Source organism: Mangrovimonas cancribranchiae, from assembly GCF_037126245.1.
In the GTDB taxonomy this organism is placed as follows: Bacteria; Bacteroidota; Bacteroidia; order Flavobacteriales; family Flavobacteriaceae; genus Mangrovimonas; species Mangrovimonas cancribranchiae.
In genome coordinates, this window is sequence record NZ_CP136925.1 from 2,700,287 (window position 1) to 2,727,274 (window position 26,988).

Consider the following 26,988-nt stretch of genomic DNA (forward strand, 5'->3'; position numbering starts at 1 on the left):
ACAACCGCGCAAGCATAAAAGTCGGGAATTTTAGCTATCTTCGTTTCTAATCAACCCACAACTGATTGTTATACAAGACCGTTGTGCACAATTAAAACCAAACTATGGCAATCACCGACAAATTTGATAATTATACAATTGCCGAAGTAATAAAAGCTTACTTAATAGACGGACAAAGTCATAGAAATATCCAAAGAGAGATTCTAAATTTACCTGCACCAGCCAGAGGAGGCGGTTTTGTAGCGATGGAATTATTACATCATTATAATATTCGTGGAGACAAGAAAGGTCTTTTGACTAAAAAATCGATTTCCGAATTAAATGCCACTAACGATTTAGAGTTTAAAAAAGCATTACAAATCATTGAGGAACTGAATTTCGTAGAGGAAGAAGCAGAAGAATATTTTATAAAAAATCAGGAAATAAATAAAAGTAATAATCCGACTGAATCTAAGAGTGAAATAAAAATCAGAGCTTATCAAAATAAACTAAGGGAAATTGTTTTGGACAATTACAATTCAACTTGTGCTATTTGCGAAATAAACAAATCCGATTTACTTGTTTGTAGTCATATAAAACCTTGGATGGCTGACAAAGAAGAAAGATTAAATCCTCAAAATGCGATTTGCTTTTGTGTTTTACACGATAAGATGTTTGACAAAGGTTATTTCTCATTAGACTCTGAATATAGAATAGTATTTGGACCAAAATCAGACAAACAAATAAAGAAACTTTTGACTGATTTAGAATTTAAAAAACCAAAAGTTAATGAACCAGACATATCATTTTTAGAATATCACTATAATGAAATATGTAAATAACTGTGCACAACAATGTATAACCGCAATTACGGCGGATTCGACTACGTCCGAATCCACTCGGAATTGCTAACGTCTGTGCTAAACCGAAAAATTTGCGTACTTTAACCCGTAACTGACGGTTATACGAGACCGTTAGCCACAAGCATCATTTTAAATTTAGAAAAAACAATTAAATGCCTTATCAGAAGAAATTTGAAAATTTAGTTTCAACCGCGAATTTGAAATCAGAAGAATTTTATAAAAGTAACGATCGAACTAAAATTAGTAATCCATATTATATAGGTTTTGGTAATCCTAATTCGGAGATTTTATTAATTGGAAAAGAGAAAGCTTTCGATATTGAAAATAAAGAAATATTGAAATACGAAAGCATTGAAAATCCTTCCGAATGGAACTATTATGTGGAAAATTCAATTGATTATAATAAAGATAAATTCTCTACAGAATCTAGATATTATTTAAATGCTTTTTATCCATATGAAAGAGTTAACAAAGGAGGAGATACTTGGGCAAAGTATGAATCTCTTGTGAATAGAATTTTACAAAAAGATAGAATAAAACACAACGACTTTTTTAAAGATGCTTTTCTAACTGAAGTAAATTATGTACCCTCGAAACAAAGCCAAATAAAGAAATTTGATAAGAAATTAAGGAAGGATTTCTTAAAACATCCGTTCTACAGAAGTTTCAAAATTACAATTCTAGCCTGTGCAGATTATCTGAATCAAGAAGAAATTGAAGAAATCTTCGATATGAAATTTCAAAAAGATCTTACACAGAAAAATAAATTTATAATTTATAAGAACTCAAATAGAATATTAATTAATACAAGACAATTGAGTACTTCTGTACCTAATTTATATTTACAAAAAATTGCAGATGAAGTAAGAACTTATTTGTAGAGAATGCCAGTGGCTAACAATGTATAACAACAATTGCAGCTTTGTGTCCTGCGGACACAACCGCGCAAGCATAAAAGTCGGTAATTTTAGCTATCTTAGTTTTAAAACAATCCGCAACTGATTGTTATACAAGACCGTTGGCATTAATTAGGACATAATATGAATAAATATTTAATAATAATTTTAACGATTGTCGCAACTGGGTGTTCCAAAAAATCTGAATCACAGCTTAATTTAACTGAAAAACAGGAGCATCACATAAATAATACGTCAATAGTTATTCTCGGAACAACTCAAGATGCAGGTTCACCTCAAATTGCTTGTAAAAAAGAATGTTGTGAAAATCTATTTGTAAATTCCAGTAATTACAGACAAGTAATATCGTTAGGATTAATAGACTCTGAAAATCATAAGACATATATGTTTGAAGCTACACCAGACATTAGTAGACAGATGAAAATGATTACCAGATATGAACCAAAAAGTGATAAGGAGTTTGTCGATGGTATTTTTTTAACTCACGCTCACATAGGACATTATACAGGTTTAATGTATTTAGGAAAAGAAGCAATGGATGCTAAAAATATACCTTTGTATGTTATGCCAAGAATGAAAGGTTTTCTTGCTAATAATGGACCTTGGAATCAACTTATTTCCAGAAAAAATGTTCAACTTCAAGAAATGAAAAATGAGCAACCTGTTAGTCTGTCAAAAATAATTGAGGTAACACCAATTTTAGTACCGCACAGAGATGAGTATTCTGAAACAGTGGGATACCATATTAAAGGACCAAAGAAAAGTGCTTTATTCATTCCGGATATAGACAAATGGGAAAAATGGGAAAAAAATATTGTCGATGAAATACAGAAGGTAGATTATGCTTTTTTAGACGCAGCTTTTTATAGTGGAAAAGAAATTAACAATAGAGATATAAGTGAAATCCCACATCCTTTTGTAATTGAAAGTTTCGAAACGTTTAAAGACTTAAACAAAAATGAAAAACAGAAAATAATATTTATTCATTTTAATCATACCAACCCATTATTAAATCCTGATAGTAAAGAAAGCCAAATAGTAATTGGCAAAGGTTATAGAGTAGGGAAAATTAATGATGTATTTGAATTATAACTAATGCCAACAACGTGTATAGCTCATTGCGACTGAATTCCTAATCGGAATTCATTGCAATTTGCTATCTTTGGTTTACGGCGGAAAATCCTCGCGGATTTGTCCGCAACGAAATCATAGCCAAAACCGTTAGCAAACATTAAGACAGAATGACAAAAAAGGTAAATTCAATATTAATTTTAATACTATTGCTTTGGGGCAATTTAAACTTATTTGGACAAAACAATACAATGTCTTCAAATATCCCAAAAACTGAGGATAAAAGATATATCACACAAGTTGATGCGAATTCTTTGGAGATTCAATTGAAAGATAATAGCGGTTTAGTTAAAGAAATCACTCTTGGTATTGAATGGTGGACACTTTTGAACGAGCCAGTAGAAAGATATTTGTTCCGCTGGAAAAAAGGAGATAATGTGTATAGTGAACTTCACGGAATTTATTTGAGTGAAAGTAGTTTGTCTGAGTACCCAGATTTACTTAAACGTTACAAAAATCTAAAACCAAGCTCAATAGAAATTGACATTGAAGTATGGCTAAACCATGATAACATATATAATGTAGACAATCAAACCATCTTCAAAAACCTGCCAAGTTGTTTAAGAAAATCTAGCTACGCCTCTGTTTCTGGAAAAACTTTTTATGAAATTAAGAACAATTATGGGACACGAAGTATAAACTCAAATGGTCACTTTTATATTACTAAGTCTGGTGATACAGGAAATGACCTATCACCAGGAAGTGTTGACTGGACTCAGTTTATAAAATACTCCTGTCCGGTTGACAAGAAATCAGGTTTAGCTCTTTTTAAATCTTCAACATCTGCATCGTTTGCCATCCAAGTCCTAAATATAGAAATACCAACATTAGAGATTAATGCAATAGCAAAAGAATACATAAAAAGAGAAAATAAAGAAGAACCACAATCAGTTGATGACTTTTTAGCTAATCAAAACACAAGCAAACAAACCGATGATTTTCTCTCCAATACAAATATCAATAGTGGCGACTTCTTATCCGAAAATAATGAGAACGATGATTTTATCTCAAAAGAGGATAGGACAAAATGGAAAATTAACACAAAAGATGGCAAAACAGGTATTATAACTGAATCAGGAAAAATCCTTATCCCTTATGGAAATTATAGTTTAAGTGAATACAACAACGGAATTGCCAAAGCGTCAGTCAAAATTGATGAATTTGGATGTTCTTCAGGAATAACCACAGCTTATAAAGTAGGCTATATTGATAAAAGTGGTGAGTTTATTGATGGACACAAAATAGAATTTACAACAGCAGGATATTCACCCAATCCCAACGCACCTCTCACAATTGTTCATAATGATTCCAGAGGTAATCGTGATTACGAATCTGAGAGACGCGCAAAAATGGAGGCCGCACGAAAAAAGAGAGAGAAAGAAGAACGCAAAAGAAGAGAAAAGGAACGATGTGACTCCGACACAGAATCTTGGAAAGAACGAATAATAAACCAATATAGATATGACTAACAAACTCTTATTTTTTATAGCCTTTATTTTCTTTGGGCAAATTGCAATCGGACAAGTAGATACACGTACAAAAAATCAAGTACGGGCAAAATTTGAAATAGCCAAGGATTATTATGCCGACAAAGAATATACCAGTACACTTAAAAAACTGGAAGAAATCGAAGGATTGATGAATGGTACAGTGATACCCACAGCACAGAGCCTTAAAGTTGCAACTTTATTAAAATTGAAGAGATATAAGGAAGCTAAAAAAGAGCTTGTAATTCTTGAAAACCTTGAGCTTTCTATAACCATTATTAATGAGGTAACTCAATACACAAAAGAAATTGAAGCATATGAAAAACACATAGCAGATTTGGAGTTGAAACGAAAAAAAGAACAATTGGAAAAGGAAAGACTGGAATTGATTCGTAAAGAAGAAGCTAGGAAGAAAAATCAACTTGAAGAAGAGAAAGAAAGAGAAAGACTGATAAGTCTTTCATCGGTAACCAAAATTAATATTGATTCTGAACAGAAGTATAATAGTTTTTTAAACGAAATTGATTATTATTCCAACTTACAAGAACTTTCCATTCGTCCTAACTTTGATTGGAAATACACTATTGGGATTAATGAGACAACTTTTCACAATGAAAAATTGGGTAATTTAGATAAATTAACGAAACTATTTATTTTCTCTGCGAGTCTTAAAGAAATTCCGGATTGGATAGGAAAGTTATCTAATCTACAAGTTCTTTCTTTTGAAAACAATAGACTCTCTTCAATTCCTGAATTTATTGGTAATTTAACTCAATTAAGATCCTTAGATATTTCAGGTAATAGAATTGAAAACCTACCTCAAACCTTTTTAAATTTAAAAAAACTTCGGTCGTTATATTTATCTTATGTGATACCAGAAATTGTTATGGAGATAAAGAACCTCAATAAGTTGGAAGTGTCCAATTTGGATAACCTACAACCATCTATCGCTAAACTAACAAACTTAAAACACCTTTGGTTATATAAGTATAATTCTGCATTATTACCTGAATCTATTGGTGAACTTATTAATTTAGAAAAACTTATAATTTCAGACAGCGAACTTTTATCAGGTTTACCTGAATCTATTTCTAAATTAAACCATTTAGAACTAATCTCCCTAGACGATAATAACTTAACAACTATTCCGAAACCGATATTTCGTGTTACAAGTTTGAAGTTTTTGGATGTAGAGGGTAATCAAATCACTAAAATATCAAAAAATATCGGCAACTTGACAAATTTGATTCGTCTTGACATTAGTAATAACAATATAACAAAAATCCCCTCTGAGATTGGACTTCTAAATACTTTGTATTCCTTAGACATTAGAGGTAACCCAACAATAAAATTACCTAAATCAATGAAGAACCTAAGTAAATTGAAAAAACTCATTCTCCCAAAAACAATTAGCAACTACGAAAAGGTATTGCCCGATAATTACGGTCTTCAGGTAAAAGTGAAATGAACGTTTGCTAACAAAACCTACACGCAATGCCCTGCGGGACACTGCGTATAGCCAAACCGTTGGCAATAATTTTGACCAATCATTAACCAATGATAAATTTTTTTAGAAAAATTAGACAAAACCTGCTAACTGAAAACAAATTCAGCAAGTATCTAATTTATGCAATTGGAGAGATTATTCTTGTTGTTATTGGAATTTTAATTGCTCTTGCCATCAATAACAGTAATCAAAATCGAGTTATTCAGGAAAAAGAGCAAACTTATTTGAATGGTTTAAGAGAGGAATTTCAAATTAGTAAAGTTAAATTAAGTAAATTGATTGAAGTAAATAAGAGTAATTTCCATGGAGCAAAGAAGTTATTAGAATATATAGGTAATAAAAATGAATCACCATCCGAAATACAATTTTCTGAATTATTGCTCAATACATTTTCCTCTGATATTTCTTTTAATCCTAACAACTCACTTTTAAGCGAAATGATAAGCTCTGGGAGTTTAAAAGATATTTCAAATACGGACTTAAGAATAAAATTAACAAATTGGATTTCGACTATAGATGATATCTCAAAGCAGGAAAGCGAACTTGGAATTCAAAGAGAAAAAGTTCTTGATATTTTCAGAACAAATGAAAACAGTTTAAAAACCATATTTGATCAAACTGGTATAAGCCAAGAAATAGGTTTACAAAAAATGGAGCAAAATGTTAGCAATCTCGAACTCCTAAAATCAAGAAAGTTCGAAAATAATATCTTGATGTTTATTCTAACAACTAACGCAATGGAAAAAGCACATTACGAACCGTTAATGTATGATTTGGAATCTATTTTGCAGTTGATCGAATATGAAATAAAATAACGAAAGGCTAACAACGTATAACGTTCATTGCTCATACCAATAGTTTTTTCAAAAATCTATATTCTCCTAAATCCCAAAGCAAGCTACACTCAGTTTGCCGAAGATAATAATATCACGATGAGTATGACAGAACAGTATGCCCCTTACGAAAATGCTATTGCTGAACGAATCAACAGAACGTTAAAATGTGAATACGGACTAAAACAAACCATTAAAAACACTGAATTGCCTAAAAATTAATCCAACAAGCTATCTATACTTATAATAATCTTAGATCCCATTTTAGCCTAAAATTAAGAAAACTTGCTGATGTGCATCTCAATCCAAGCATCAAATACAAATCCTATCGAAAAAATAATGTAAATTTACAACAACTCAACATCTAATAATTTGAGGGAAAATGTCACAAAAAGGTTAACCTATTTCAGTATAACACAAAACTAGCATATGAGATTTTTTAAACTGAATAGAAAATTAAATTTTAAATATATATTTGGAGAAATAGTACTTCTATTTATAGGTATAAATCTTGCTATTTGGTTTAATAACTGGAATTCTTCGAAAAAAATAAATGAAGGTAAAAGAATTGCTATCAGTAAAATTACAGAAGAAATTGAAAACAATAAATTGGAAATTAATACGGTATTAAAAAATAACAATACAATTTTAAATGCATATAAAAGTTTCAAAAATTTATATGATGGAAATACTTCAAGAATAAAAACTAGTCCTATACATCTTCAATCATTAAGAAATAAATATCCTGATTTTTTCAGCATTAACGACTCAATAGTTCTTAGTGATGGCTTATACCTTTATAGAGGGACAACTCATATCAATTTAGAAATTCCAACTTTGACCGAAATTGCTTGGAATACAACAACAACTCTAAATATTACTAACGAATTTAATTATGAATGTCTTTACCAATTAGAAAGTGTTTATAATTTACAAAGAAGGGTTCAATCTGAAATAAATAAATCTGCGGAAGCTCTTCAGAGAGGAAAGCTAGAAGAGTTAATGATTATCCTTGAATTTATTAATCAGCTCGGAAATCAACTAAAAGTTGATTATGATTCTATTAATAAAAATATATTACATTGTAGCTAACAACATGTATAACTCATTGCGGCTGAAATTACTCGCAGAAACTTAATCTTATTCACTATATTTGATTGTACAGCAGAAAATCCTCTACAGATTTCCCGCAATAAAATAATAGTAAAGACCATTAACAGTTATTAAAAAAGAAACTAAATGAAAAACTATTTACTTTTAATATTCTTACTAATTACTTCATTATGTAAAGCTGAACACAACGTCAAAATATACTATGAACAAATTGAAAATGGTTACAATGTCTACGCTGATAATGATGAGTTTTGCCCAGTAAGTATAAAAATTGACTTTACCGTAACTAATTTAAATATTGACGGTGGAAACAACAATATTTACGTTGTTAATGCAAAGGAAAAAAAACAACTTCTTACATCTCTTAAAGTTTCTAAAAAAGGTAAAGCTTATAAGTTTTCCTATAAATATTGGACAAATTACGGTAAACATAACAACAAGGAATATGATAAAAATTACATATATAACTTGCCTTTTAAAACCCCAAATAAATTTAAAGTTTACCAAGGTTACAATGGTGCTTTTTCTCATCAAAATGAAAATTCTTTAGACTTTACAATGCCAGTTGGAACTGAATTAACCGCTATTAGAGAAGGTGTAGTTATTAAGGTGATAGAAAAGAATAACAAAAATTGTGGGAAAGAAGAATGTAAAAAATATAACAATCTTATAATAATTTATCATCCAGACGGAACTTTTGCTGAATATACCCATATCAAGCAAAATGGTTCAAAAGTAAAAGTCGGAGATAAAGTCTCAAAAAGCCAATTGATTGGATATAGCGGAAATGTCGGCTGGAGTACCGGACCACATTTACATCTTGTAATATTCAACCAAAATATAGACAATAGACAGACTTTGAAAACAAAATTTAAAACAGGTGAAGGGAGTAAAATTGAATACCTAATTGAAAAAGAAGAATATTCAAGAAATTATTAAAAAACTAGTTAAACAAAATTTAATTTATAAATCATAACGACTGGCTTTTACTAAATAATGCTTAAGAAACGAAATTAAAGATGCACAAAAAAAATCACTATCTTTAAATTCATAATTATACCATATATAAAACGTTTTAAACATTAACAAACTAAAAAAATGAAACAATTAATTTCAACAACATTAATCCTATTATCAATATTGATACCTGTAAGTTTACATGCTCAAGAGTCCAAATCAAAAGATAAATTGGTATTTGAATATAAAGAAAGTAAATCTTTCTCATATAAAGGGTTTAAAAGTATAAGGGTTTGGAATAAAAACTACACTCCAAAATGGCAAAAAATTTCTGGTGTAAAAAAGGACGATGAAAAAAAGGAAGTTATTTTTTTGGTAAATAAACCTGGAAAGTATTCAATTGTTACTGAACATTGGTCTGATTCTTTTAGTAGTACTGTAACAAATAGAAAAGAAATAAAAATAGAGCCTTTCGAAGGAACTAAAACAGTAATCATTAAGTTTAATTAAACAGTAATCATAATCCTTAAATTGTTTCCATTCCATTGTTCAACAACACATAGTATAATCAAACGTTAAAAATTGATCTTAAGTCACTTATAACAGAATCCGGTTGTAGAATGGCAGCCAAAAAAGGAATTAAATAGAGAATATAGCATTCAGGTTTTAAACTTTACTGAAAATTATAAGTAAAAAATAAAACGAAACAGAAATTCAATAGCCAATGATTTAAAGAATAAAAACAACTAGTAACAATGTGTAAATTCATTGCTAGTTAAAGCCTACTTACATAAGTCCTCGCAAATTTACTATCTTGGGTTTACGGTGGAAAATCCTCGCTGATTGTCACGCAACGAAACCATAGTCAAAACCGTTGGCAGTAATATGAACTAATCCCAATCAGAGTCTTCTAAAGTGAAGATTTTACTTACTTCGATTTCAAAAATTTTAGCTAATCTCAAAGCTAAAACTGTTGACGGAACATATTTCCCTAATTCCATTGCATTTATTGTTTGCCTGCTAACTTTTGCCAGTTTTGCTAATTCTGCTTGTGTAATATTCTTTTTCGCTCTTTCAACTTTAATACTATTCTTCATAATAAGCTGATTTTTTTAGTCTGTAAATTTGCCAATTAAATCTAACTATGAAAAACAGCAAGACTGTAAACATATTAAATATCATAACCCATAAAAAATACAAACCATAAACGAACAAAAATGATAATAAAAGAATGGTATAATTGAAATAAACAGCCCAAACCAAAGACTCTAATCTAATTTTAGAAATATACTCATCCTCCGATTTTTCTTCTGAAAAAGCAACTAATAATGAACTGATAATAATCAAAACACCTAGAATCTCATTTAAAACATTATTATTAACCATTCTGAAAGCTCTTTTACTATCACTAAGTATCTCACCTACAAAAATTGCAGGAACATTAAAATCTAAAAAACTTGGCTCATATTCATAAATAAGTGTTATTAAACCAATAATTGCAGAAGGAATGAGAATAAACCACCCAACTCTTTTAAACTTATTCGGAAATAAAAAATTTAGTTTCATAATAAACAGATTTGAATTTACACAAATGTAAAACAAACAATTCTATTTGACAAACAAACTTTACTTTTAGTAAAACAAACACTACTTTACATAATGTGTATAATTCATTGCTAGTTAAAGCCTACTTACAAAAGTCCTCGCAAACGCTTAATGTCTTATTTTTAATTAACTTTACTACCTAACGCAGTAACACTCGTTACACAAAACCGTGGTGCATTTTAAAAAAACAACCATCTAAAAATTGAAAATATGATATTAGTAGCGATTATTTTTATAATTCTTGGCATTTTAATAAAGCACGGAAAAATGTATTTTTTAATTGCTGGTTATAACACAATGACAGCTAAAAAGAAAGCAAAATATAATATTAGCGGAATTGCAACGCTTATGAGAAATGTAATGTTTGCAATGGCTATTTTAATACTATTGGGATACTATGTTTCAAACTGGTTAAACAAACCAAATCTTGAAATGATTTTTATGTTTATTGCCATTTTAATTGGACTACCATATCTTCTTATCAAAGCCAATTCAAACAAGTATAAAATTAAACAATAATTAAACTGACCAAAAATGAGGAATATTCTTATTCTTTTACTACTTCCCCTTTGTTCAATTACATCATTTTCTCAACATTATGTTGGAAATTGGATTGGCGAAATACCTATTCCAAACGGCAAATTAGATTTCGCCTTTAAAATTACGAAACATGAAGATAATTATAACGCTACAATGGATATCCCTCAACAGGGATTAAATGCCGCAAAAGCCGAATCTACAATACTAAAAGACACCATATTAACAATAACTTTCCCAAGTTTTAATTTAGAATACAAAGGAAGCTTAAACACGAACGATGAAATAATTGGAAATTTGTTTAAAGGCGGTTACCCTGCTCCGCTAAACTTAAAGCGTGGAGAAATTATTCTTAACAGACCGCAAGAACCAAAACCACCATTCAATTATTATTCAGAAAATATTACTTTCAAAACTTCTGATAATTTAAAATTAGCAGGAACCCTAACACTTCCTAAAAAGAAAGGAAAATTTCCTGTAGTTATCATAATAAGTGGCACTGGCCCTCAAAATAGAGACGGAGAAATGTTTAATCATAAACCGTATTATGTTATTGCCGATCAACTCACAAAAAACGGAATTGGTGTATTAAGGTTTGATGAACGCGGTGTTGGGAAATCAGAAGGAAACTTCGACACGACTACGATTGCTGTATCAGCATCCGATATTAAATCGGCTATTAATTACCTAAAGACAAGAACGGATGTAAATGTTAATAAAATGGGATTGATAGGCCATAGCATTGGGGGTATTGTGGCACCAAAAGTGGCTTCAGAAATTACCGATATTAATTTCATTGTTTTAATGGCTGCTCCTGGAGTTAATGGCGACAAGTTAATGCTGTCGCAAAAAGCAGCTTTGGAAAGAACCGTAGGATTGAATGAGCTTCAAATTGCACAAGGACAAGAATTAGTAAAAGGCGCCTATGACATTGTAGTTAGCACCAATCTTGATAATAAAACTTTAAAAGACAGTCTAAACTCATTTTACATCAACAAATACGGTAAAATGTTTCCTGAAAACCAAAGAATAGGATTGGTTAAACAAATTACAAAAAATGAAATATTAAGCTTAATTAGGTCAAAACCTTCAGAGTATTTAGAAAAAGTTGCGTGTCCTGTTTTAGCTATAAATGGAAACAAAGATTTTCAAGTGCCTTCAAAAGAAAATCTAAATGCTATAAAAATGGCCACTAAAAAAAGTGGAAACAAAAATGTAAAGACAGTAGAATTTGAAAATTTAAATCACCTATTCCAAGAATGCAATACAGGAATGTCTTCTGAATATTCCCAAATTGAACAAACTATAGCGCCAGAAGTTTTGGACTTAATAACCGATTGGATAAAAGAACAAATTAAATAAAAAACTGTAAAACTCCATTATTATTTACTTCGTATGAGTCGAACACTAATCTTCATTATCTGTTTTTTAATGCTCTCTTGTCAACAGAAAAACAAAAAGATAGAAAACAAAACTAGGAAGACACCTAACACAATACAAAAAAGCACTAATCAATACAAGACTCAGCTTGATACGTTACTAAATACTCAAGACTACTTAATCCTTGGGCAAAAGCTTACTAAAATAAAAGTTGTTAGCGAGAATAGTATTAAAAACTTTCCAAAACATAAGGTTTTGGCACGATATAAATCGGATGTTATTATTAGTCAAAATAATACTAATGAAGAAATTAAAATATATAGAAAGTACCACCCAAAAATTTCTTTTAAAGATTTTCCTGCAGAGGTTTTTAAAGGCCAATTAGCCGACCCTGATTTTTCAACAAACCCCAACGCAAAAAGTTTTATAACCAGAATTAAAAACGAATGTGCCAACGGCATTAACTTTGCAGGACATTACACATTAGTAACTTGGGGTTGCGGTTCTCCTTGCCAAAGTGGTGTTTTAGTTGACAGAAAAACAGGAAGAATATTTAGCGGATTTGAAACATCGTTAGGCTCCAAATTTAAAAAGGATAGTAAAATGATCATCAAGAATATTGGCGCTATAGATAACACAACAAACCTTATTGAAGTCTGTGCTTACTGCGAGGTGAGTCACCATATTTGGACAGGAACAACGTTTAAAGAAGTAAAATAAACAGCTGTTATTTTCAATATGTAACTTTATAATAAAAAAGTGTAACTTTAACTAGCTGTAATCTTAAATACTATTCTTATGAAAATATTAAAAACAGTGATTGTTGTTTTAATTTGCTTGGTTTCTTCTTGTAACTCCAACAAGGAAACTCTATATGGCAGCACTTGGGAATTGGAATATATTTCTGGTCCTCGTATTGCTTTTGACGGATTATACCCTAACAAAAAACCACAAATAACCTTTAATAAAGACACTCAAAAAGTAGAAGGCAATAACAGTTGTAATGGGTATTCAGCTGAATATACAATAGATGGCAACACAATATCTTTTGGCGAACCTGGGCCAACTACCATGATGTTTTGCGGACAAGGAGAAAAGGTGTTTTTAACCTCCATAAAAAAGATAAACAGCTATAGTTTTGATGCCGATGGCAAATTGAATTTAATGATGGATGATGTTGTAATGATGCGATTCCATAAAACACAAAAACCATGAAAAAACTCCTATTTTCACTTAGTATTTGCCTAATCATAGTATCTTGTGGCAATAAGAAAGAACATAAAGAAGCTACCGCAACAGATAGCGTAACATCTTTAGACACGACTTCTCAAATAACTCCTGTAGCTAAACAAAAATTAGCCTCCGATGTGTATTTTAACGCACAAGGTACAGAACCATTTTGGAGTTTAAAGATATCAGAAAAAGGAATTACTCTAAACATCTTAGAAGATTCAATTACAACACCACACACAACTCCTGTAAGGGCACAAGATGCCAACATAAAACATTATAATTTAGAAACAGAATTGACAGAAATGGTTATTAAAATTAGTCAAAAAGAATGTGTAAACACCGCATCTGGTTTATCATCGCCATATTCTGTAACTGTAGATTACAAAAGGGGAAAAGAAACCACATTTACAAAGCTTAATGGCTGCGGCACATACATTACCGATTATCGCTTACATGATATTTGGGTTCTGGAAACGTTACATAATGAAACTGTTACAACTGCCGATTTTAAAAAGAAACTTCCTTCTATTGAAATTAATACCACAACCAATACGTTTTCTGGATATGCTGGTTGTAATACTATGCGTGGAGCGCTTTTTTATGAAAAAAATCTATTGCGTTTTACAGATATAATCACTACGAAAATGATGTGTGCCAATAATAAAGAAAACGATATTATAAAAGCACTAAAATCGGCCACAAATTATTCAATAAAAAATAATAGGTTGCACTTATTTAATCCTAATGAAGAGCTATTGGTTTTTAAAAAAATAGATTAATTACGTGAGAAATTTCAAGATTCTATTACTATTAAGTATTGTATTTTTTAGTTGTAACAACACTAGAAAAAAACAAATAACTTCAAAAAAAACTTATCCAGATATCACCATTATTGGTGCTATGAAAAACGTGATGTGGAAAGGCGAATTAGGTAGCAGTATCACTCTCGATACTATTTCTAACAAAAATGGTCTTTATGGACTTGGACCAGAAACCTATCTAACAGGCGAATTATTAATTAATAATGGGAAAAGTTACGTCTCGAGAGTGACTTCGGATTCGACTATGATAGTTGACAAACAATTTGATGTTTCAGCACCATTTTTTGTATTTGGAAACGTCACAGAATGGCAAAAATTTAAGTTACCTTCTAACGTTAAGACTATTCAACATTTAGAAAAATTTATCGACAACAAAACCGTAAACTTTAAAAGACCTTTTGCCTTCAAATTAAGTGGACAAGTTTCAAATGCAATTATTCACATTCAAAATTTACCAAAGGGGACTAAAGTTTCGTCTCCTAAAGAAGCACACCAAGGACAAACAAATTATGAATTGAAAAATGAAACTGTAGAAATAGTAGGTTTTTTCTCAACAGAACATCAAGGTGTTTTTACGCATCACGACTCCTTTTTACATATGCATTTAATTACCCAAGACGAGCTTAAAATGGGTCATTTGGATAGCATGGAAATAGCAACTATCACATTGTATCTCCCAAAACAATAAATCCAGTTTTAAAAAAACTGGATTTATTACTTCAAACTTTATTTTAATTGATAATTAAAACGCTACAACGTCGCCATGGAAACAAGCGTTATAGATATCTTTTAATTCTTCAACTGTTGGTTTTCTAGGGTTAAAACCTGTACATGGATCTACAAAAGCATTATTTGCAATGTAATCTAAGTTCTTTTCCCAATCTTCTTGAGATATTCCAAACTCTTTAATGGTTGCTATATTGTTTACTTCAGAACGTAAGTTTTCAACAGCTACAGCAAGATCTTCTGCCGTTTCTTTTCCAATCACTTTCGCTAAATCTGGAAAACGATTTGAGACTTTTGCATTATAACGAATTACATTTGGTAAGAAAATAGCGTTTGATGCGCCATGCGGAATACCATAAAGTGCGCCAACTTGGTGCGATAATGAATGTACAATACCTAACCAAGCATTGTTAAAGGCTAAACCTCCCATAAAAGAAGCATCATGCATGTTTTGACGTGCTTTAATATTTGTTGGATTATTTACAGCTTCCTTTAAATTATCAAATACTATTTCTAAACCACCTTTTGCTAACGCGTCTGCATAGTTATCATCAATATTAGATACATAAGCTTCCACACAATGCGTTAAGGCATCTAATCCTGTGTTTGAGGTTACATTTGCTGGCATTGTAGCACAAATTTCGCCATCTACAATAGCAATATCTGGTGTTAGTTCATAAGATACAATAGGATATTTAACACCTTTTTCGCGGTCTGTTATTACAGCAAGACCCGTAGTTTCTGTTCCTGTTCCACTTGTAGAAGGAATAGCAATAAATTTGGCTTTGTTTCTTAGTGTTGGCACAGAGAAAGGTTTTGTCATAGCATCAAAATCGGCATCTGGGTGTTCGTAAAAAACCCACATCATTTTGGCGGCATCGATTGCTGAACATCCTCCTAAACCAATAATCCAATCTGGTTGAAAGTTTGCCATAACCTCAGCACCTTTCATACACGTAGCCGAAGATGGGTCTTCTTCTACACCTTCAAAAATTTCGGTTTCTATACCTGCTTCTTTAAGGTATGATATAGCTTTATCTAAAGAGCCGCTTTTTCTCATCGAGCTTCCACCTGTTACTATAACTGCTTTTTGCCCTTTAACATTTTTTAATTCTTCAAGACTTCCTGCACTATGAAGCACTTCTCCTGCAATAAATAATTTACTCATCGTTTATATTTTTTTTGATGAGGCAAAACTACTTTAGGTGACAGCGTATTTAATTATAAAAAACTGCCTAATACTTATAAATTTTGGAAAGTTCTTCTTTTAACTCGCTTGGCGTCTCTTTTAATTTAGCATACACAAACTTGTTAAGTGCTGATGGTGAGTCGAATCCTAATTCGTAAGCAATCTCTTTATGGTTTTTTCCTGAGAAAATAAGAAGTCTTTTTATTTCGGTAAGTATACGTTCGTGGATAATATTTAAAGCCGTTTGGCCTGTTTTGCTTTTACAAATTTCGTTGAGTTTTTTTGCGGTTATTTGTAGTTGATCTTTATAATACGTTACGGTGCGTTTTGATTTAAAATTAGCTTCTATTAATGTTTTAAAACGCGCAAAATAGTCTAACTCGCCTGGGGCTTGAAATCCCTGGTAATTTTGGTGAGCAGCTTCAATTATTTCAAGTAACATAATTTTTATATAAAATCGAATTTGCTCTTTTTTGATAGGTGACAAGTCCTTGAATAAATTAAGAATTTGAACACCGTAATTATTTATTTTTGAAAAAGAAGTATCATCTAATGTTACATGATTTAACTTGTTCATTAAATCGTTGTTATAAGAAATGAGTTCGTTTTTTAATAAATCGGAACAAAATAAAACCTCATCAAACTGAATGACAATTCCTTTGGCTTGATCATGCATTTTTAAAGCGTTTATTTGATGCGGAAAAACAACAGATATTTGATTCTTAGTAAGCTTAAAAGTTTCATGTTCTATCCCTTGCTCCACTTCACCTTCTTGTAAAAGTAAAACCTGAAAATAGTCACTTCTGTGAAGTGGTCTTTCATTTTGAATACTTTTATCATCTAAACCTAATACATTAAACGAAAGACAAGGCGACTTTTTTTGATTGAAATATTCTTTAAGGGTATAATTAACAATTTCCATATAGCCGTAAAATTTTGGGATGCAAAGTTAGGCAGAAATCCTTCTAAAACGATACAAGTTTTAAAAAGTATTACGGTTTAAATAAGTATCTTTCGTAACTATTAAAATCTACAAAAAATAAATGGCGCCTTTTCTAACTGTTTCAACATATATGTTTCCTCATGAACTTGCAATAGATAGAAGCAAACTAGAATCGTTTGGCATAGAATGCTTCGTAAAAGATGAATTTACTATACAAACCCATAATTTTTTATCGAATGCTTTAGGTGGCATTAAACTTCAAGTTAAGCAACATGATTATGATGCCGCTTTAAAAATTTTAAATGATAAGCCCGATTTACAAACCGAATACTCCTATAGCAGCATAACATGCCCCAATTGTGGTTCTGGAAACATTAAAGGAGTTGGTTTTAATGGAAAAATAGCTTTAGTTCTTTGGATTATAATTGGTATTCCTATCCCTATTTTTTCTAGTAAATTTTACTGTTTTAGTTGTCATCAAAAACATACTATAAAAAGATAATTAAAAACTAATTTATCTTTTTGGATATACTTTCACTATCTTAGTGTCATAATAACCATAACCTAATTTTAATTGGTTTTTAACTGTTTTAAAAAACTGCTTAAAAAATGACACGAATTCTCATAATATTAATTTCCATTATATCATTACATTCTTTTAAAACCTATGCGCAAAAAGAAGGTGATAAACTACCCTATTTAAAACATAAAAATGGCCGTCATGCTTTATTTGTGGACGATGAACCTTATCTTATTTTAGGAGCGCAATGCAATAATTCTAGTGCATGGCCAGAAACACTTCCTAAGGTTTGGTCTGCAATGGAAAAATTACACATAAACACCTTAGAAATCCCTATTTATTGGGAGCAATTTGAACCCCAACAAAATAAATATGATTACAGTGTTATTAATACTATTATTACACAAGCTAGAGAACATAATATAAGACTTGTTTTACTTTGGTTTGCTACCTGGAAAAATGGCTCTAATCATTATATGCCACAATGGATGAAACAACAACCAGACAAGTACTTTAATATGGTTGATAAAAACGGAAACACCATTGATTCTCCATCGCCACATGCACAAGCAACACTACATGCAGATATAAAAGCATTCTCGGCTTTTATGGAACACTTAAAAGCATTTGACAAACAGCAAACTGTTATCATGGTGCAAGTCCAAAATGAACCAGGCGCTTGGGGTTCGGTTAGAGACTATTCTAAACTAGCAGAAAAAATATTTAATCAGCCCGTTCCAAATAAAGTTTTAAAAGCTGCTAAAAAATCACCCAAATTAAATAATAATTGGACTGATGTTTTTGGCAAAAATGCCGACGAATTTTTTCAAGCATGGCATGTTGCTTCCTATATAGGAAAAGTGGCCGAAGCAGGTAAAGCCATATATCCTATACCGCTTTATGTTAATGCTGCTATTCGCAATCCTATAAACCCTGGACCTCCTTATTATCAAGTTGGAGGACCAAACGACAATGTTTTTGAACTATGGAAAGCCGCTGCACCTGCTGTCGATTTATTAGCACCTGACATTTACTTTAGCGACCCTAAGGTTTACCTTAAAGTACTTGAGGTATATAGTCGTACCGATAACCCACTATTTATTCCAGAAACATTTTGGCATGACGATTATACAAAATTCTTTTATTCTGCATTACATCACGGTGCGATTGGTTATGCGCCGTTTGGTTTAGACGACAAACGCATTCGTTTAGGGAAAGATGGTACTAAACTAACAGAAAAAGACATGTATCATCCTACGGCAATTAACTACAAGCTTTTTAAACCTATGGCTAGAACTATTGCCAAACTTAACTTTGAAGGTAAAATTAAAACAGCTGTTCAGCTAAATAAAATAGACTCTCTCTCCCCTCGAGGAAATGCTTTTGATAGAGTAAATTACCTAACCGATAAAACACTTCATTTTGAAAATTGGGATATAGATATTGCGTTTGGATTATTTACAAGATTATCAAGAACTAAGTATCAACCAAAGTTAGCAGATGGCCGATTGCTTGCTGCAAAATTAAACGACAACCAATTTTTATTAGCTGGATATCATAGTAGAGTCATGTTTAAACCTACTGGAAAAAATAAAGGAAAACAATGGCAATATTTAGTTGTAGAAGAAGGCCATTACGAAAATGGAAAATTTAAACCCGACCGTATTCTTAATGGCGATCAAACAGATTGGGGACTTGTTTTTGATACACCTAAATTATTACGTGTGACAGTTTATACCCGTTAATGGTGAAGTTTTATTTATTAACTTTAAACATATAAACGACATGCTGCATGCAACCGCCCAAAATAAAAATAGCTAAAACTCCTTTTGATAGTATTATTGAAATCATAACTTTATGTTTTCTTATTATTTCTGTGGCTATTATAACTTATTATGATGCCCAGTTACCCAACCAAGTGCCTATATATTTTAATTGGCCAAGCAAAGACATTAATGGTATGGGAGCAAAAAACTTACTTTGGGTCAGCCCAATTATTTGTGGTATTATCTATCTCGCTATTTTAAAATTAAACCAATACCCGTGGATTTTTAATTACCCCACAACTTTAACTCAAGACAACGCAAAACAACATTACAAACTATCTACACGTTTACTACGGTGGATAAACCTTATTGTTGCTATAAGTTGTTTGGCTTTAACTTTTGCAACCATTGCAACAATTCTATACCCTAGATTAAACATTGATAATTACTTATTTCCAACATTTCCTATTCTATTTATCCTTCCTTTACTTGTTTATTTAATTCAAGCCTCAAAAATCAAATAATCTTTATAAAAGGTTAAAGTTTTTAAAGCACTGTAGTTAACTCGTTCTCAAAACATTATTTTTTGTATATTGCAACTCCCCTTTAAGATTAATAGTTATGATAGTTTCCTTTAATGATGAAGTATGGAAAGAATTTTCCTTTCCAGAAAACAACCCCTTGGAATATTTTAAAATTTCCAATTACGGTCGTGTCATTCGTGCAAAGCATGGGCAAGAAGACAAAGACGACAAATTATATCAATCAAGACCTGTAAATGGTTATGAAGTGATAAACCTAAAGCTTCCTAATGGGAAGAAAACAACACGGTACTTGCACAAATTAGTTGCAGAGTTGTTTATTGAAAACACCGAAAACAAACGGTTTGTAACACATTTAGATTTCAACAAAAAAAATAATCATGTTGAAAATTTACAATGGATGACTCATGTAGAATTAGGTAAGCACCACGATAACAACCCTAAGGTAATAGAAGGTAAGGCAAAGCGTAAAAAGAATATTCCTTACTCTAAACTTAGTGAAGCCAAGGTAAAACTAATTAAACGTAAAATATTTGATCCCAATAGAAGAACACGTTTAAAAATGATTGCCAAGCAATTTGGCATTTCTGAAATGCAATTATGGCGCATTAAATCAGGTGAAAACTGGGGTCATGTAACAGATTATTAAAAACCCTTATGCAAAGGCAATGTTTGGAATGTGGCGACAAACTTATAGGACGTGTAGATAAAAAGTTCTGTAGCGATGCTTGTCGTAATACTTACAATAATAGATTAAATAAAGACTCTAAAAATCTGGTAAGAAACGTTAATAACCGACTTAGAAAAAATTACAGAATTTTAGAACAACTTAATCCTAATCAAAAAACAAAAGTAAGTCGTTCTAAACTTATTGAAAAAGGGTTTGATTTTAATTACATTACAACACTATACACCACAAAAGTGGGGAAAACATATTATTTTGTTTACAACCAAGGTTATCTACCTTTAGAGGATGATTATTTTGCTTTGGTTAAGCGTGAAAACTAATAGGTTATTTCCACTTTTGCCCTTTTAATTGTAAAGCTGCTTTAAGAATATCTTTTTGACTGATTTGACCAACCAACTTTCCATCCTCCAAAATAGGAAAGCGTCGTATTTTAGAGGTTAAAAACTTTTTAGCAGCGTCAAAAACATCCATGTTGCCATCTATCGTTTCCACATTTTTTACCATGCGGCTCTCTACATTATCTTGTTCCATTGGCATATTGTAATATCGGCTTTCGCTAATTTGTTTTAAGCAATCGCCTTCAGAAATTATACCTACTAATTCATTATTATCATTAACAACTGGTCCACCAGAGATTTTGTTTGTAATGAGTGTTTGAATAACTTCTTCAACAGATTGTTCTGGCTTAAACGTAATTAAGTCCTTTGTCATATAATCACTTACTTTAATAGGCTCATGCTCAACATTACCTTGTTGTTGCTTTCTTGCCCCTTGAAAACTTTTTATACCCATGATTGTCAGCGTTTAGAGTTACTTAAATATAGGTTTTTTAATTCATTTTTCCTAAACAAAATTCTAAATTCACATTTCCGCAATAAGTTGTATCTTTTGCCATAAATTTTGTTTTATGTTAAAAAAACTTGTCGCTTTTGTCCTACTTATTGGTGCCGTTTATTGGAGTTTCTATGTCTTGCTTCCCAATACTATTTCAGATTTAGATGCTAATGACAATACATTTTCTACACAACGTGCTTTAGTTCAACTTAAAGAGATTTCTAAATCGCCTCATTATTTAGGAAACCAAGCACACACACAAGTTAGAGACTATATTATTTCTGAATTGGAAAAGCTAGGACTTCAACCCGAAGTTCAAGAAGGTTACTCCATGAGCCAATGGGGGAATTTATCTAAACCTAAAAATATTGTGGCTAGAATTCCTGGCACAAACCCTACAAAAGCCTTGCTTTTAATGTCGCATTACGATAGCAACCCACATTCGTCGTTTGGTGCTAGCGATGCCGGATCTGGTGTAGTTACCATTTTAGAAGGCTTACGAGCATATCTTAAAAGTAACACACCAAAAAACGATATTATTGTATTAATTACCGACGGTGAAGAATTAGGCTTAAATGGCGCCGATATTTTTGTAAATCAACACCCGTGGGCAAAAGATGTTGGGCTAGTCCTAAATTTTGAAGCACGAGGAAGTGGCGGCCCTAGTTATATGCTTATTGAAACCAATCAAGGCAATGCCAATTTAATGAAAGGCTTTGTAGAGGCTAACCCTGAGTTTCCTGTAGCAAACTCTTTAGCTTATAGCATTTATAAAATGCTCCCAAATGACACCGATTTAACTCGCTTTAGAGAAGACGCTGATATAGATGGATTTAATTTTGCTTTTATTGATAATCATTTTGATTATCACACTGCATTAGACACTTATAAACGTACCGATAGAAACTCGTTAGAGCATCAAGGAAGCTACCTCATGCCTTTGCTCGATTACTTTGCTAAAACCGATTTAACACAAGTAAAAAGCAACGAAGACTATATTTACCTTAATGTGCCTTTATTTAAAACCGTTATTTATCCGTTTTCATGGAATATGCCTATGCTTATTATTGGTGTAGTTTTCTTTATTTTTCTACTCATTTATGGGTTTAAACGCCGAATTTTAAACATCTCAAGTATTGGAAAAGGATTTCTTGCTTTTTTAATAGCGTTAGGTATTACAGGAAGTTTAGGGTTTGTATTATGGAAAGGTATTTTAGCTCTTTTCCCACAGTACCAAGAAATGCTTCATGGCTTTACTTATAATGGACATACCTATATTGCGGCCTTTGTTAGCTTATCACTTTCTTTATGTTTATACATTTATCATAAATTCTATACAGAAAAAAACACAGCCAGCTTACTTGTTGCTCCTATTGCTATTTGGTTAATTATCTGCACTTTTATTGTTTTTAAGTTAGAAGGCGCTAGCTTTTTTATTATTCCAGTATATTTTGCCCTTATAAGCTTATTTGTACTTATAAGACAACAAAAACCTAACCTTATTCTGTTAGCCTTATTAGCTTTTCCTGTAATAACAATTATGGCGCCTTTTGTAAAAATGTTTCCTGTAGGCTTGGGACTTAAAATCCTCTTTGTATCCTGTATTTTTGTGAGTTTAATTTTCGGATTTTTAATACCTGTTTTGGGGTTTTTTAAACATAAAAATCGATGGGCCTTACTCTTTTCTGTTATTGGATTATGCTTTTTAGGTTCGGCATGTTTAAATTCAGATTTCACAAATGATACACCAAAACCTAATAGCTTAGTCTACATTCTTGATGACAATAACAACACAGCTTCTTGGGCGACTTACGATACCATGTTAGATGAATGGAATAAAAGCAAATTAGGTGATTCACCTAAAGAAGCACTTCCCTTAAAAGATTACACAGCCGCTAGTAAATACAGTACTGGATTTACTTACATGAATACAGCCGAAATTAAAAAACTACCAAAACCTATCGTTGAAATATCTTGGGATACTATAATTAATGGAAAAAGAACAGTTGAATTATGTTTTAAATCAAAACGTCAAGCCGAACGCATTGAGGTCTATGCAGATACTTCTTTAGTCTTTAATAACGCCATTATTAATGGTGTAGAAGCACATAAAAACACACCATCAAAAACCGTTTTTGGCAACCGAAAAAGCAAACGTTTATTCAGCTATTATATAGCTGATAACGAACCTTTAGATATAGTGTTAACGGTTCCTGCCAATCAAAAAACCACATTAGAATTCTTTGAAGCAAGTTTTAATTTGTTACAAAATAATATGTTTAACGTTCCTAAACGACCTAAGAATATGATTCCAAAACCATTTGTATTAAACGATGCTATTATTCTTAAAAAAACCATGATTTTAGAATAAATGGAAATCCGTATTAATTTTAGTAGTTTTGGCACTTAATTTTTTGAGAAATGAAACAGATTACAACATTGTTTTTATTGGTATTAGGGTTACACAACAGTATAGCACAAAACCAAACCAATTTAAAAACACATTACGAAGCTTTTTACAAACAAATGAAAGCCCAAGGTGATGCTAGAGGAATTATAGATGGTTTAACACATTTAAACATCCTAGACCCATCGAAAAAACGACAAGACACCTTAGCTTATGTTTATATGAGCGAAGGCATGTACATGCAAGCCTTAAATACCATTGGTGTTAAAAAAAACACAACCGACTCTAATTTAGCTGTAGAAGTTAAAGCAGTGTCGCTAAAAGCTATCGGGCAATCACAAAAAGCCATAGAACATTTTGAGGTTTTATTTAAACGAAACCCAGGAACTTCTGTAGCCTACGAATTGGCCGAGCTTAATATGCAAAATCAAAACCTAATACAAGCCACAACTTATGTAGATTACGGTTTAGAACATGCTAAAGACGATATGTATAAAGCCTATTACGAAATGCAACAGCCTTATCGTGTTCCTTTAAAAGCAGGTTTTTTATATTTAAAAGCTTTAGTAACTTTTAATAAAAACAAAAGCACCAATATAGATAAAGCGATTACATTACTAGATGAAGCACTTGTATTAGCTCCTAATTTTAACTTAGCACAATTAAGTAAAGATGCTTTAATAGGTCAAAAACCTAAAACAGAAGACTAATCAACTAAAGTGAATTCAAATAAAAAGAGCGGCAATTTTGCCGCTCTTTTTATTTTTTAAAGAAACTAATATTACCAAATTTTCACACGATCTTCCGGTGCTAAATACATACTATCTGTTTCTTTTACATTGAAAGCTTCATAAAAACCATCAACATTCATTAACGGCATAGTAGCTCTATACATTCCTGGTGAATGTGTATTTGTTTTTATCTGGCTTCTTAAAGCATCTTCTGTATACTTAGTTCTCCAAACGGTTGCCCAAGACATAAAGAAGCGTTGCTCTGGTGTATACCCATCAATTTTTCCTGGATTACCATTCTCTTTTAAGTACAATTGCAATCCATCGTATGCAGCATTAACACCACCTAAATCACCAATATTTTCTCCTAATGTATATGCGCCATTTAAATTAACATCTGGCAAGGCTTTTACATTGCTATACTGATCTGATAATTGTTTTCCTAAAGCCGTGAATTCTTTTAAGTCTTCATCTGTCCACCAATTATTTAAGTTTCCATCGGCATCGTATCGTGATCCAGAATCGTCAAAACAGTGAGAAATTTCATGACCAATAACAGCTCCTATTCCACCGTAATTAACAGCCATATCGGCTTGATAGTTATAAAAAGGTGGTTGTAAAATGGCCGCTGGAAATACAATCTCGTTATACGGAGGCATAAAATAAGCATTCACAATTTGTGGTGCCATTAGCCACTCGCTTTTATCAACTGGTTGCCCTAAATCAGCTAAATCTTCTTGGAAATTCCATTTTGACACGTTTTTCATATTATCAAAATAAGTTCCGCCGTCTTCTACACTAGAAATTTCTAAGTTAGAATAATCTTTCCATTGGTCTGGATATGCTATTTTAACCTTCATTTTCTTAAGCTTTTCAATCGCTTTTTCTTTGGTTTCAGGCTCCATCCAATCCAGATTATTAATACGGTTTTCAAAAGCTATTTTAATATTATCTATCATATTTTTAGCTTTTTCTTTAGCTTCTGGCGGAAACTTTTGGTCTACATAAAGTTTTCCTAAAGCTTCACCTATGGTGCCATTAATCGTATTTAAGGCGCGTTCTTCTCTATCACGTTGCTTTTTAGATCCTCTTAAATCTCTACCATAAAATTCCCAATTTGCTTTGTCTATTTCGGTTGATAGTAATCCTGCTGAGCGACGTAATAAAGTCCAGTCTAGGTAATTTTTCCAGTCTTGTACATGTCCTTCTTTTAGTATTCCATCTAGTGCTTTAAAATAGCCTGGGTCGGTTACTATAACCGTATCTATATTTTTTACGCCTATACCTGTTAAATACTTTTCCCAATCTACAGTAGGTGTCATAGCGTTTAATTGCTCTAAAGATTTTGGGTTGAAACGCTTACGTGCGTCTCTACGGTCTTCTTTAGTCATTCTTGGTTTAGCCATACTAGTTTCAAAAGCCAAAATACTGTTTGCTTTTTCTTGAGCTGATGCTTCGTCTTCTCCTATATATTGCAACATTTTAGCTATATGCTTACGATACTTTTCTAACTTTTCCTTGGTATCGGCATCTTCGTCAACGTAATAATCGCGACTCAATCCTAACGAACCATTACCTAAATAAGCGGCATTTAAATCGCTGTTTTTTGGATGCGATCCAACGCCAAAACCAAAAAACCCAGCACTTCCTGTTGGCTCCATTTCAATTAAGAAATCTTCAAGGTCGTCTACATTTTCAATGGCGTCTATTTTTGCTAAATAAGGTTCAAGTGGTTTAACACCTTGCTCGTCTCTTGACGTTGTGTCCATGATAGTTTGAAAAAGTTGCACGGCCTTTTCTTGATCTGACCCTGGTAAAACATCAATTTTATTTAGGTCTTTATCATCGGCCATTGCGGCTTTTAAAATGCCTAAAGCGTCTTCATCGGTTTGTTTTCTTAACTCATCAAAACTTCCCCAACGTGTTCTATCTGATGGAATTTCGTTGTTATCTAACCACGTTCCGTTAACGTGTCTAAAAAAATCCTCGCCTGGTGTTACCGACTTATCCATGTATTCCAGATTAATTCCTGGAACAGCTTCTTCCTCGACTACTGCAACGTCTTTTTTCTCGTCTTGTTTACAAGATGTTAAAGCTGCCATGGCAATAACGGGAACAATTAAAAATTTATTCATTTTAGTGTTCATTTGTTAGTAGTTTAAATTATAGCTTACAATTTACCAATATTTTGATTGTTTTGAGGGTTTTGTATTTATAGATTAACATAATATTAATAAAAAAAGCCCCTACATTAAAATGGGCTTTTTAAAGTTATGTGG

At 31.8% G+C, this 26,988-nt stretch carries 29 protein-coding genes; 23 read left to right on the forward strand and 6 right to left on the reverse strand.

Going from position 1 to position 26,988, the window contains the following annotated elements; all coding sequences use genetic code 11:
- The first annotated feature begins 104 nt into the window (after positions 1–104).
- The 10 genes from R3L15_RS12420 to R3L15_RS12465 all read left to right on the forward strand — a co-directional run bounded on the left by R3L15_RS12420 (position 105) and on the right by R3L15_RS12465 (position 9,297).
- A complete protein-coding gene (locus tag R3L15_RS12420; RefSeq protein WP_338732036.1) occupies positions 105–821 on the forward strand; it encodes an HNH endonuclease in 717 nt (238 codons plus the stop codon).
- Positions 822–994: 173 nt separating this feature from the next.
- Positions 995–1,723: a hypothetical protein gene (locus R3L15_RS12425; protein ID WP_338732037.1), complete on the forward strand. Its 729-nt coding sequence runs from the start codon at positions 995–997 to the stop codon at positions 1,721–1,723.
- Between the two features lie 159 nt (positions 1,724–1,882).
- Positions 1,883–2,851: an MBL fold metallo-hydrolase gene (locus R3L15_RS12430; protein WP_338732039.1), complete on the forward strand. Its 969-nt coding sequence runs from the start codon at positions 1,883–1,885 to the stop codon at positions 2,849–2,851.
- 149 nt (positions 2,852–3,000) lie between these two features.
- Entirely contained in the window at positions 3,001–4,359 is a 1,359-nt protein-coding gene (locus R3L15_RS12435) for a hypothetical protein (RefSeq protein WP_338732040.1), read from the forward strand.
- Positions 4,352–5,845 carry a leucine-rich repeat domain-containing protein gene (locus tag R3L15_RS12440; protein ID WP_338732042.1) on the forward strand — a complete coding sequence of 498 codons (1,494 nt, stop codon included), beginning with the start codon at positions 4,352–4,354 and terminating at the stop codon, positions 5,843–5,845. The genes R3L15_RS12435 and R3L15_RS12440 overlap by 8 nt, the downstream gene beginning before the upstream one ends.
- An 89-nt stretch (positions 5,846–5,934) precedes the next feature.
- Positions 5,935–6,699 carry a DUF6090 family protein gene (locus R3L15_RS12445; protein ID WP_338732043.1) on the forward strand — a complete coding sequence of 255 codons (765 nt, stop codon included), beginning with the start codon at positions 5,935–5,937 and terminating at the stop codon, positions 6,697–6,699.
- 27 nt (positions 6,700–6,726) lie between these two features.
- Positions 6,727–6,939: a hypothetical protein gene (locus R3L15_RS12450; protein ID WP_338732044.1), complete on the forward strand. Its 213-nt coding sequence runs from the start codon at positions 6,727–6,729 to the stop codon at positions 6,937–6,939.
- Between the two features lie 207 nt (positions 6,940–7,146).
- Positions 7,147–7,809 carry a hypothetical protein gene (locus tag R3L15_RS12455; RefSeq protein WP_338732046.1) on the forward strand — a complete coding sequence of 221 codons (663 nt, stop codon included), beginning with the start codon at positions 7,147–7,149 and terminating at the stop codon, positions 7,807–7,809.
- A gap of 147 nt (positions 7,810–7,956) precedes the next feature.
- On the forward strand, positions 7,957–8,769 hold the full coding sequence (locus tag R3L15_RS12460) for a M23 family metallopeptidase (protein WP_338732047.1): 813 nt from the start codon (positions 7,957–7,959) through the stop codon (positions 8,767–8,769).
- 159 nt (positions 8,770–8,928) lie between these two features.
- Positions 8,929–9,297 carry a hypothetical protein gene (locus R3L15_RS12465; RefSeq protein ID WP_338732048.1) on the forward strand — a complete coding sequence of 123 codons (369 nt, stop codon included), beginning with the start codon at positions 8,929–8,931 and terminating at the stop codon, positions 9,295–9,297.
- Between the two features lie 380 nt (positions 9,298–9,677).
- On the opposite strand, the gene R3L15_RS12470 is transcribed toward R3L15_RS12465, so the two are convergent.
- Both R3L15_RS12470 and R3L15_RS12475 read right to left on the reverse strand, forming a co-directional pair.
- Positions 9,678–9,884, reverse strand: a complete 207-nt coding sequence (locus tag R3L15_RS12470) for a helix-turn-helix transcriptional regulator (protein ID WP_281141651.1) — start codon at positions 9,882–9,884, stop codon at positions 9,678–9,680.
- Positions 9,874–10,353 carry a hypothetical protein gene (locus tag R3L15_RS12475; RefSeq protein ID WP_338732051.1) on the reverse strand — a complete coding sequence of 160 codons (480 nt, stop codon included), beginning with the start codon at positions 10,351–10,353 and terminating at the stop codon, positions 9,874–9,876. The genes R3L15_RS12470 and R3L15_RS12475 overlap by 11 nt, the downstream gene beginning before the upstream one ends.
- A gap of 249 nt (positions 10,354–10,602) precedes the next feature.
- Here R3L15_RS12475 and R3L15_RS12480 point away from each other — a divergent pair, with 249 nt between their 5' ends.
- From R3L15_RS12480 to R3L15_RS12505, 6 genes are all read left to right on the forward strand, one after another.
- Positions 10,603–10,911 carry a DUF3784 domain-containing protein gene (locus R3L15_RS12480; protein WP_338732052.1) on the forward strand — a complete coding sequence of 103 codons (309 nt, stop codon included), beginning with the start codon at positions 10,603–10,605 and terminating at the stop codon, positions 10,909–10,911.
- A gap of 15 nt (positions 10,912–10,926) precedes the next feature.
- Entirely contained in the window at positions 10,927–12,291 is a 1,365-nt protein-coding gene (locus R3L15_RS12485; RefSeq protein WP_338732053.1) for an alpha/beta fold hydrolase, read from the forward strand.
- Positions 12,292–12,324: 33 nt separating this feature from the next.
- Positions 12,325–13,029: a hypothetical protein gene (locus R3L15_RS12490; RefSeq protein WP_338732055.1), complete on the forward strand. Its 705-nt coding sequence runs from the start codon at positions 12,325–12,327 to the stop codon at positions 13,027–13,029.
- Between the two features lie 78 nt (positions 13,030–13,107).
- A complete protein-coding gene (locus R3L15_RS12495) occupies positions 13,108–13,524 on the forward strand; it encodes an META domain-containing protein (RefSeq protein WP_338732056.1) in 417 nt (138 codons plus the stop codon).
- A complete protein-coding gene (locus R3L15_RS12500) occupies positions 13,521–14,321 on the forward strand; it encodes an META domain-containing protein (RefSeq protein ID WP_338732057.1) in 801 nt (266 codons plus the stop codon). Before R3L15_RS12495 ends, R3L15_RS12500 begins: the two co-directional genes overlap by 4 nt.
- 4 nt (positions 14,322–14,325) lie before the next feature.
- Positions 14,326–15,051, forward strand: coding sequence for an acetolactate decarboxylase (locus R3L15_RS12505; RefSeq protein ID WP_338732058.1), 726 nt, complete (start codon positions 14,326–14,328; stop codon positions 15,049–15,051).
- A 54-nt stretch (positions 15,052–15,105) separates the two neighbouring features.
- Here R3L15_RS12505 and R3L15_RS12510 read toward each other — a convergent pair whose 3' ends face one another.
- Positions 15,106–16,257 (reverse strand): iron-containing alcohol dehydrogenase, encoded by a 1,152-nt coding sequence (locus R3L15_RS12510; protein ID WP_338732059.1) that lies wholly within the window; start codon positions 16,255–16,257, stop codon positions 15,106–15,108.
- Positions 16,258–16,324: 67 nt separating this feature from the next.
- Positions 16,325–17,200, reverse strand: a complete 876-nt coding sequence (locus tag R3L15_RS12515) for a helix-turn-helix domain-containing protein (RefSeq protein ID WP_338732060.1) — start codon at positions 17,198–17,200, stop codon at positions 16,325–16,327.
- Positions 17,201–17,321: 121 nt separating this feature from the next.
- Here R3L15_RS12515 and R3L15_RS12520 point away from each other — a divergent pair, with 121 nt between their 5' ends.
- From R3L15_RS12520 to R3L15_RS12540, 5 genes are all read left to right on the forward strand, one after another.
- A complete protein-coding gene (locus R3L15_RS12520) occupies positions 17,322–17,723 on the forward strand; it encodes a hypothetical protein (protein WP_338732061.1) in 402 nt (133 codons plus the stop codon).
- A 107-nt stretch (positions 17,724–17,830) separates the two neighbouring features.
- Positions 17,831–19,486, forward strand: coding sequence for a DUF5597 domain-containing protein (locus R3L15_RS12525; RefSeq protein WP_338732062.1), 1,656 nt, complete (start codon positions 17,831–17,833; stop codon positions 19,484–19,486).
- Between the two features lie 47 nt (positions 19,487–19,533).
- Complete coding sequence (locus tag R3L15_RS12530) at positions 19,534–20,031, forward strand: hypothetical protein (protein WP_338732063.1); 498 nt, start codon at positions 19,534–19,536, stop codon at positions 20,029–20,031.
- A 97-nt stretch (positions 20,032–20,128) separates the two neighbouring features.
- Complete coding sequence (locus tag R3L15_RS12535) at positions 20,129–20,698, forward strand: HNH endonuclease (RefSeq protein WP_338732064.1); 570 nt, start codon at positions 20,129–20,131, stop codon at positions 20,696–20,698.
- An 8-nt stretch (positions 20,699–20,706) separates the two neighbouring features.
- On the forward strand, positions 20,707–21,057 hold the full coding sequence (locus R3L15_RS12540) for a hypothetical protein (protein WP_338732065.1): 351 nt from the start codon (positions 20,707–20,709) through the stop codon (positions 21,055–21,057).
- A gap of 4 nt (positions 21,058–21,061) precedes the next feature.
- Here the strand turns inward: R3L15_RS12540 and R3L15_RS12545 are convergent, their stop codons facing one another.
- Positions 21,062–21,529: a CBS domain-containing protein gene (locus R3L15_RS12545; RefSeq protein ID WP_338732066.1), complete on the reverse strand. Its 468-nt coding sequence runs from the start codon at positions 21,527–21,529 to the stop codon at positions 21,062–21,064.
- Positions 21,530–21,644: 115 nt separating this feature from the next.
- Between R3L15_RS12545 and R3L15_RS12550 the strand changes: the two genes are divergently transcribed.
- Positions 21,645–23,942 (forward strand): M28 family peptidase, encoded by a 2,298-nt coding sequence (locus tag R3L15_RS12550; RefSeq protein WP_338732067.1) that lies wholly within the window; start codon positions 21,645–21,647, stop codon positions 23,940–23,942.
- A gap of 50 nt (positions 23,943–23,992) precedes the next feature.
- A complete protein-coding gene (locus R3L15_RS12555) occupies positions 23,993–24,688 on the forward strand; it encodes a hypothetical protein (protein WP_338732068.1) in 696 nt (231 codons plus the stop codon).
- A gap of 71 nt (positions 24,689–24,759) precedes the next feature.
- On the opposite strand, the gene R3L15_RS12560 is transcribed toward R3L15_RS12555, so the two are convergent.
- Positions 24,760–26,856 carry a M13 family metallopeptidase gene (locus tag R3L15_RS12560; RefSeq protein WP_405023539.1) on the reverse strand — a complete coding sequence of 699 codons (2,097 nt, stop codon included), beginning with the start codon at positions 26,854–26,856 and terminating at the stop codon, positions 24,760–24,762.
- Positions 26,857–26,988: the final 132 nt, after the last annotated feature.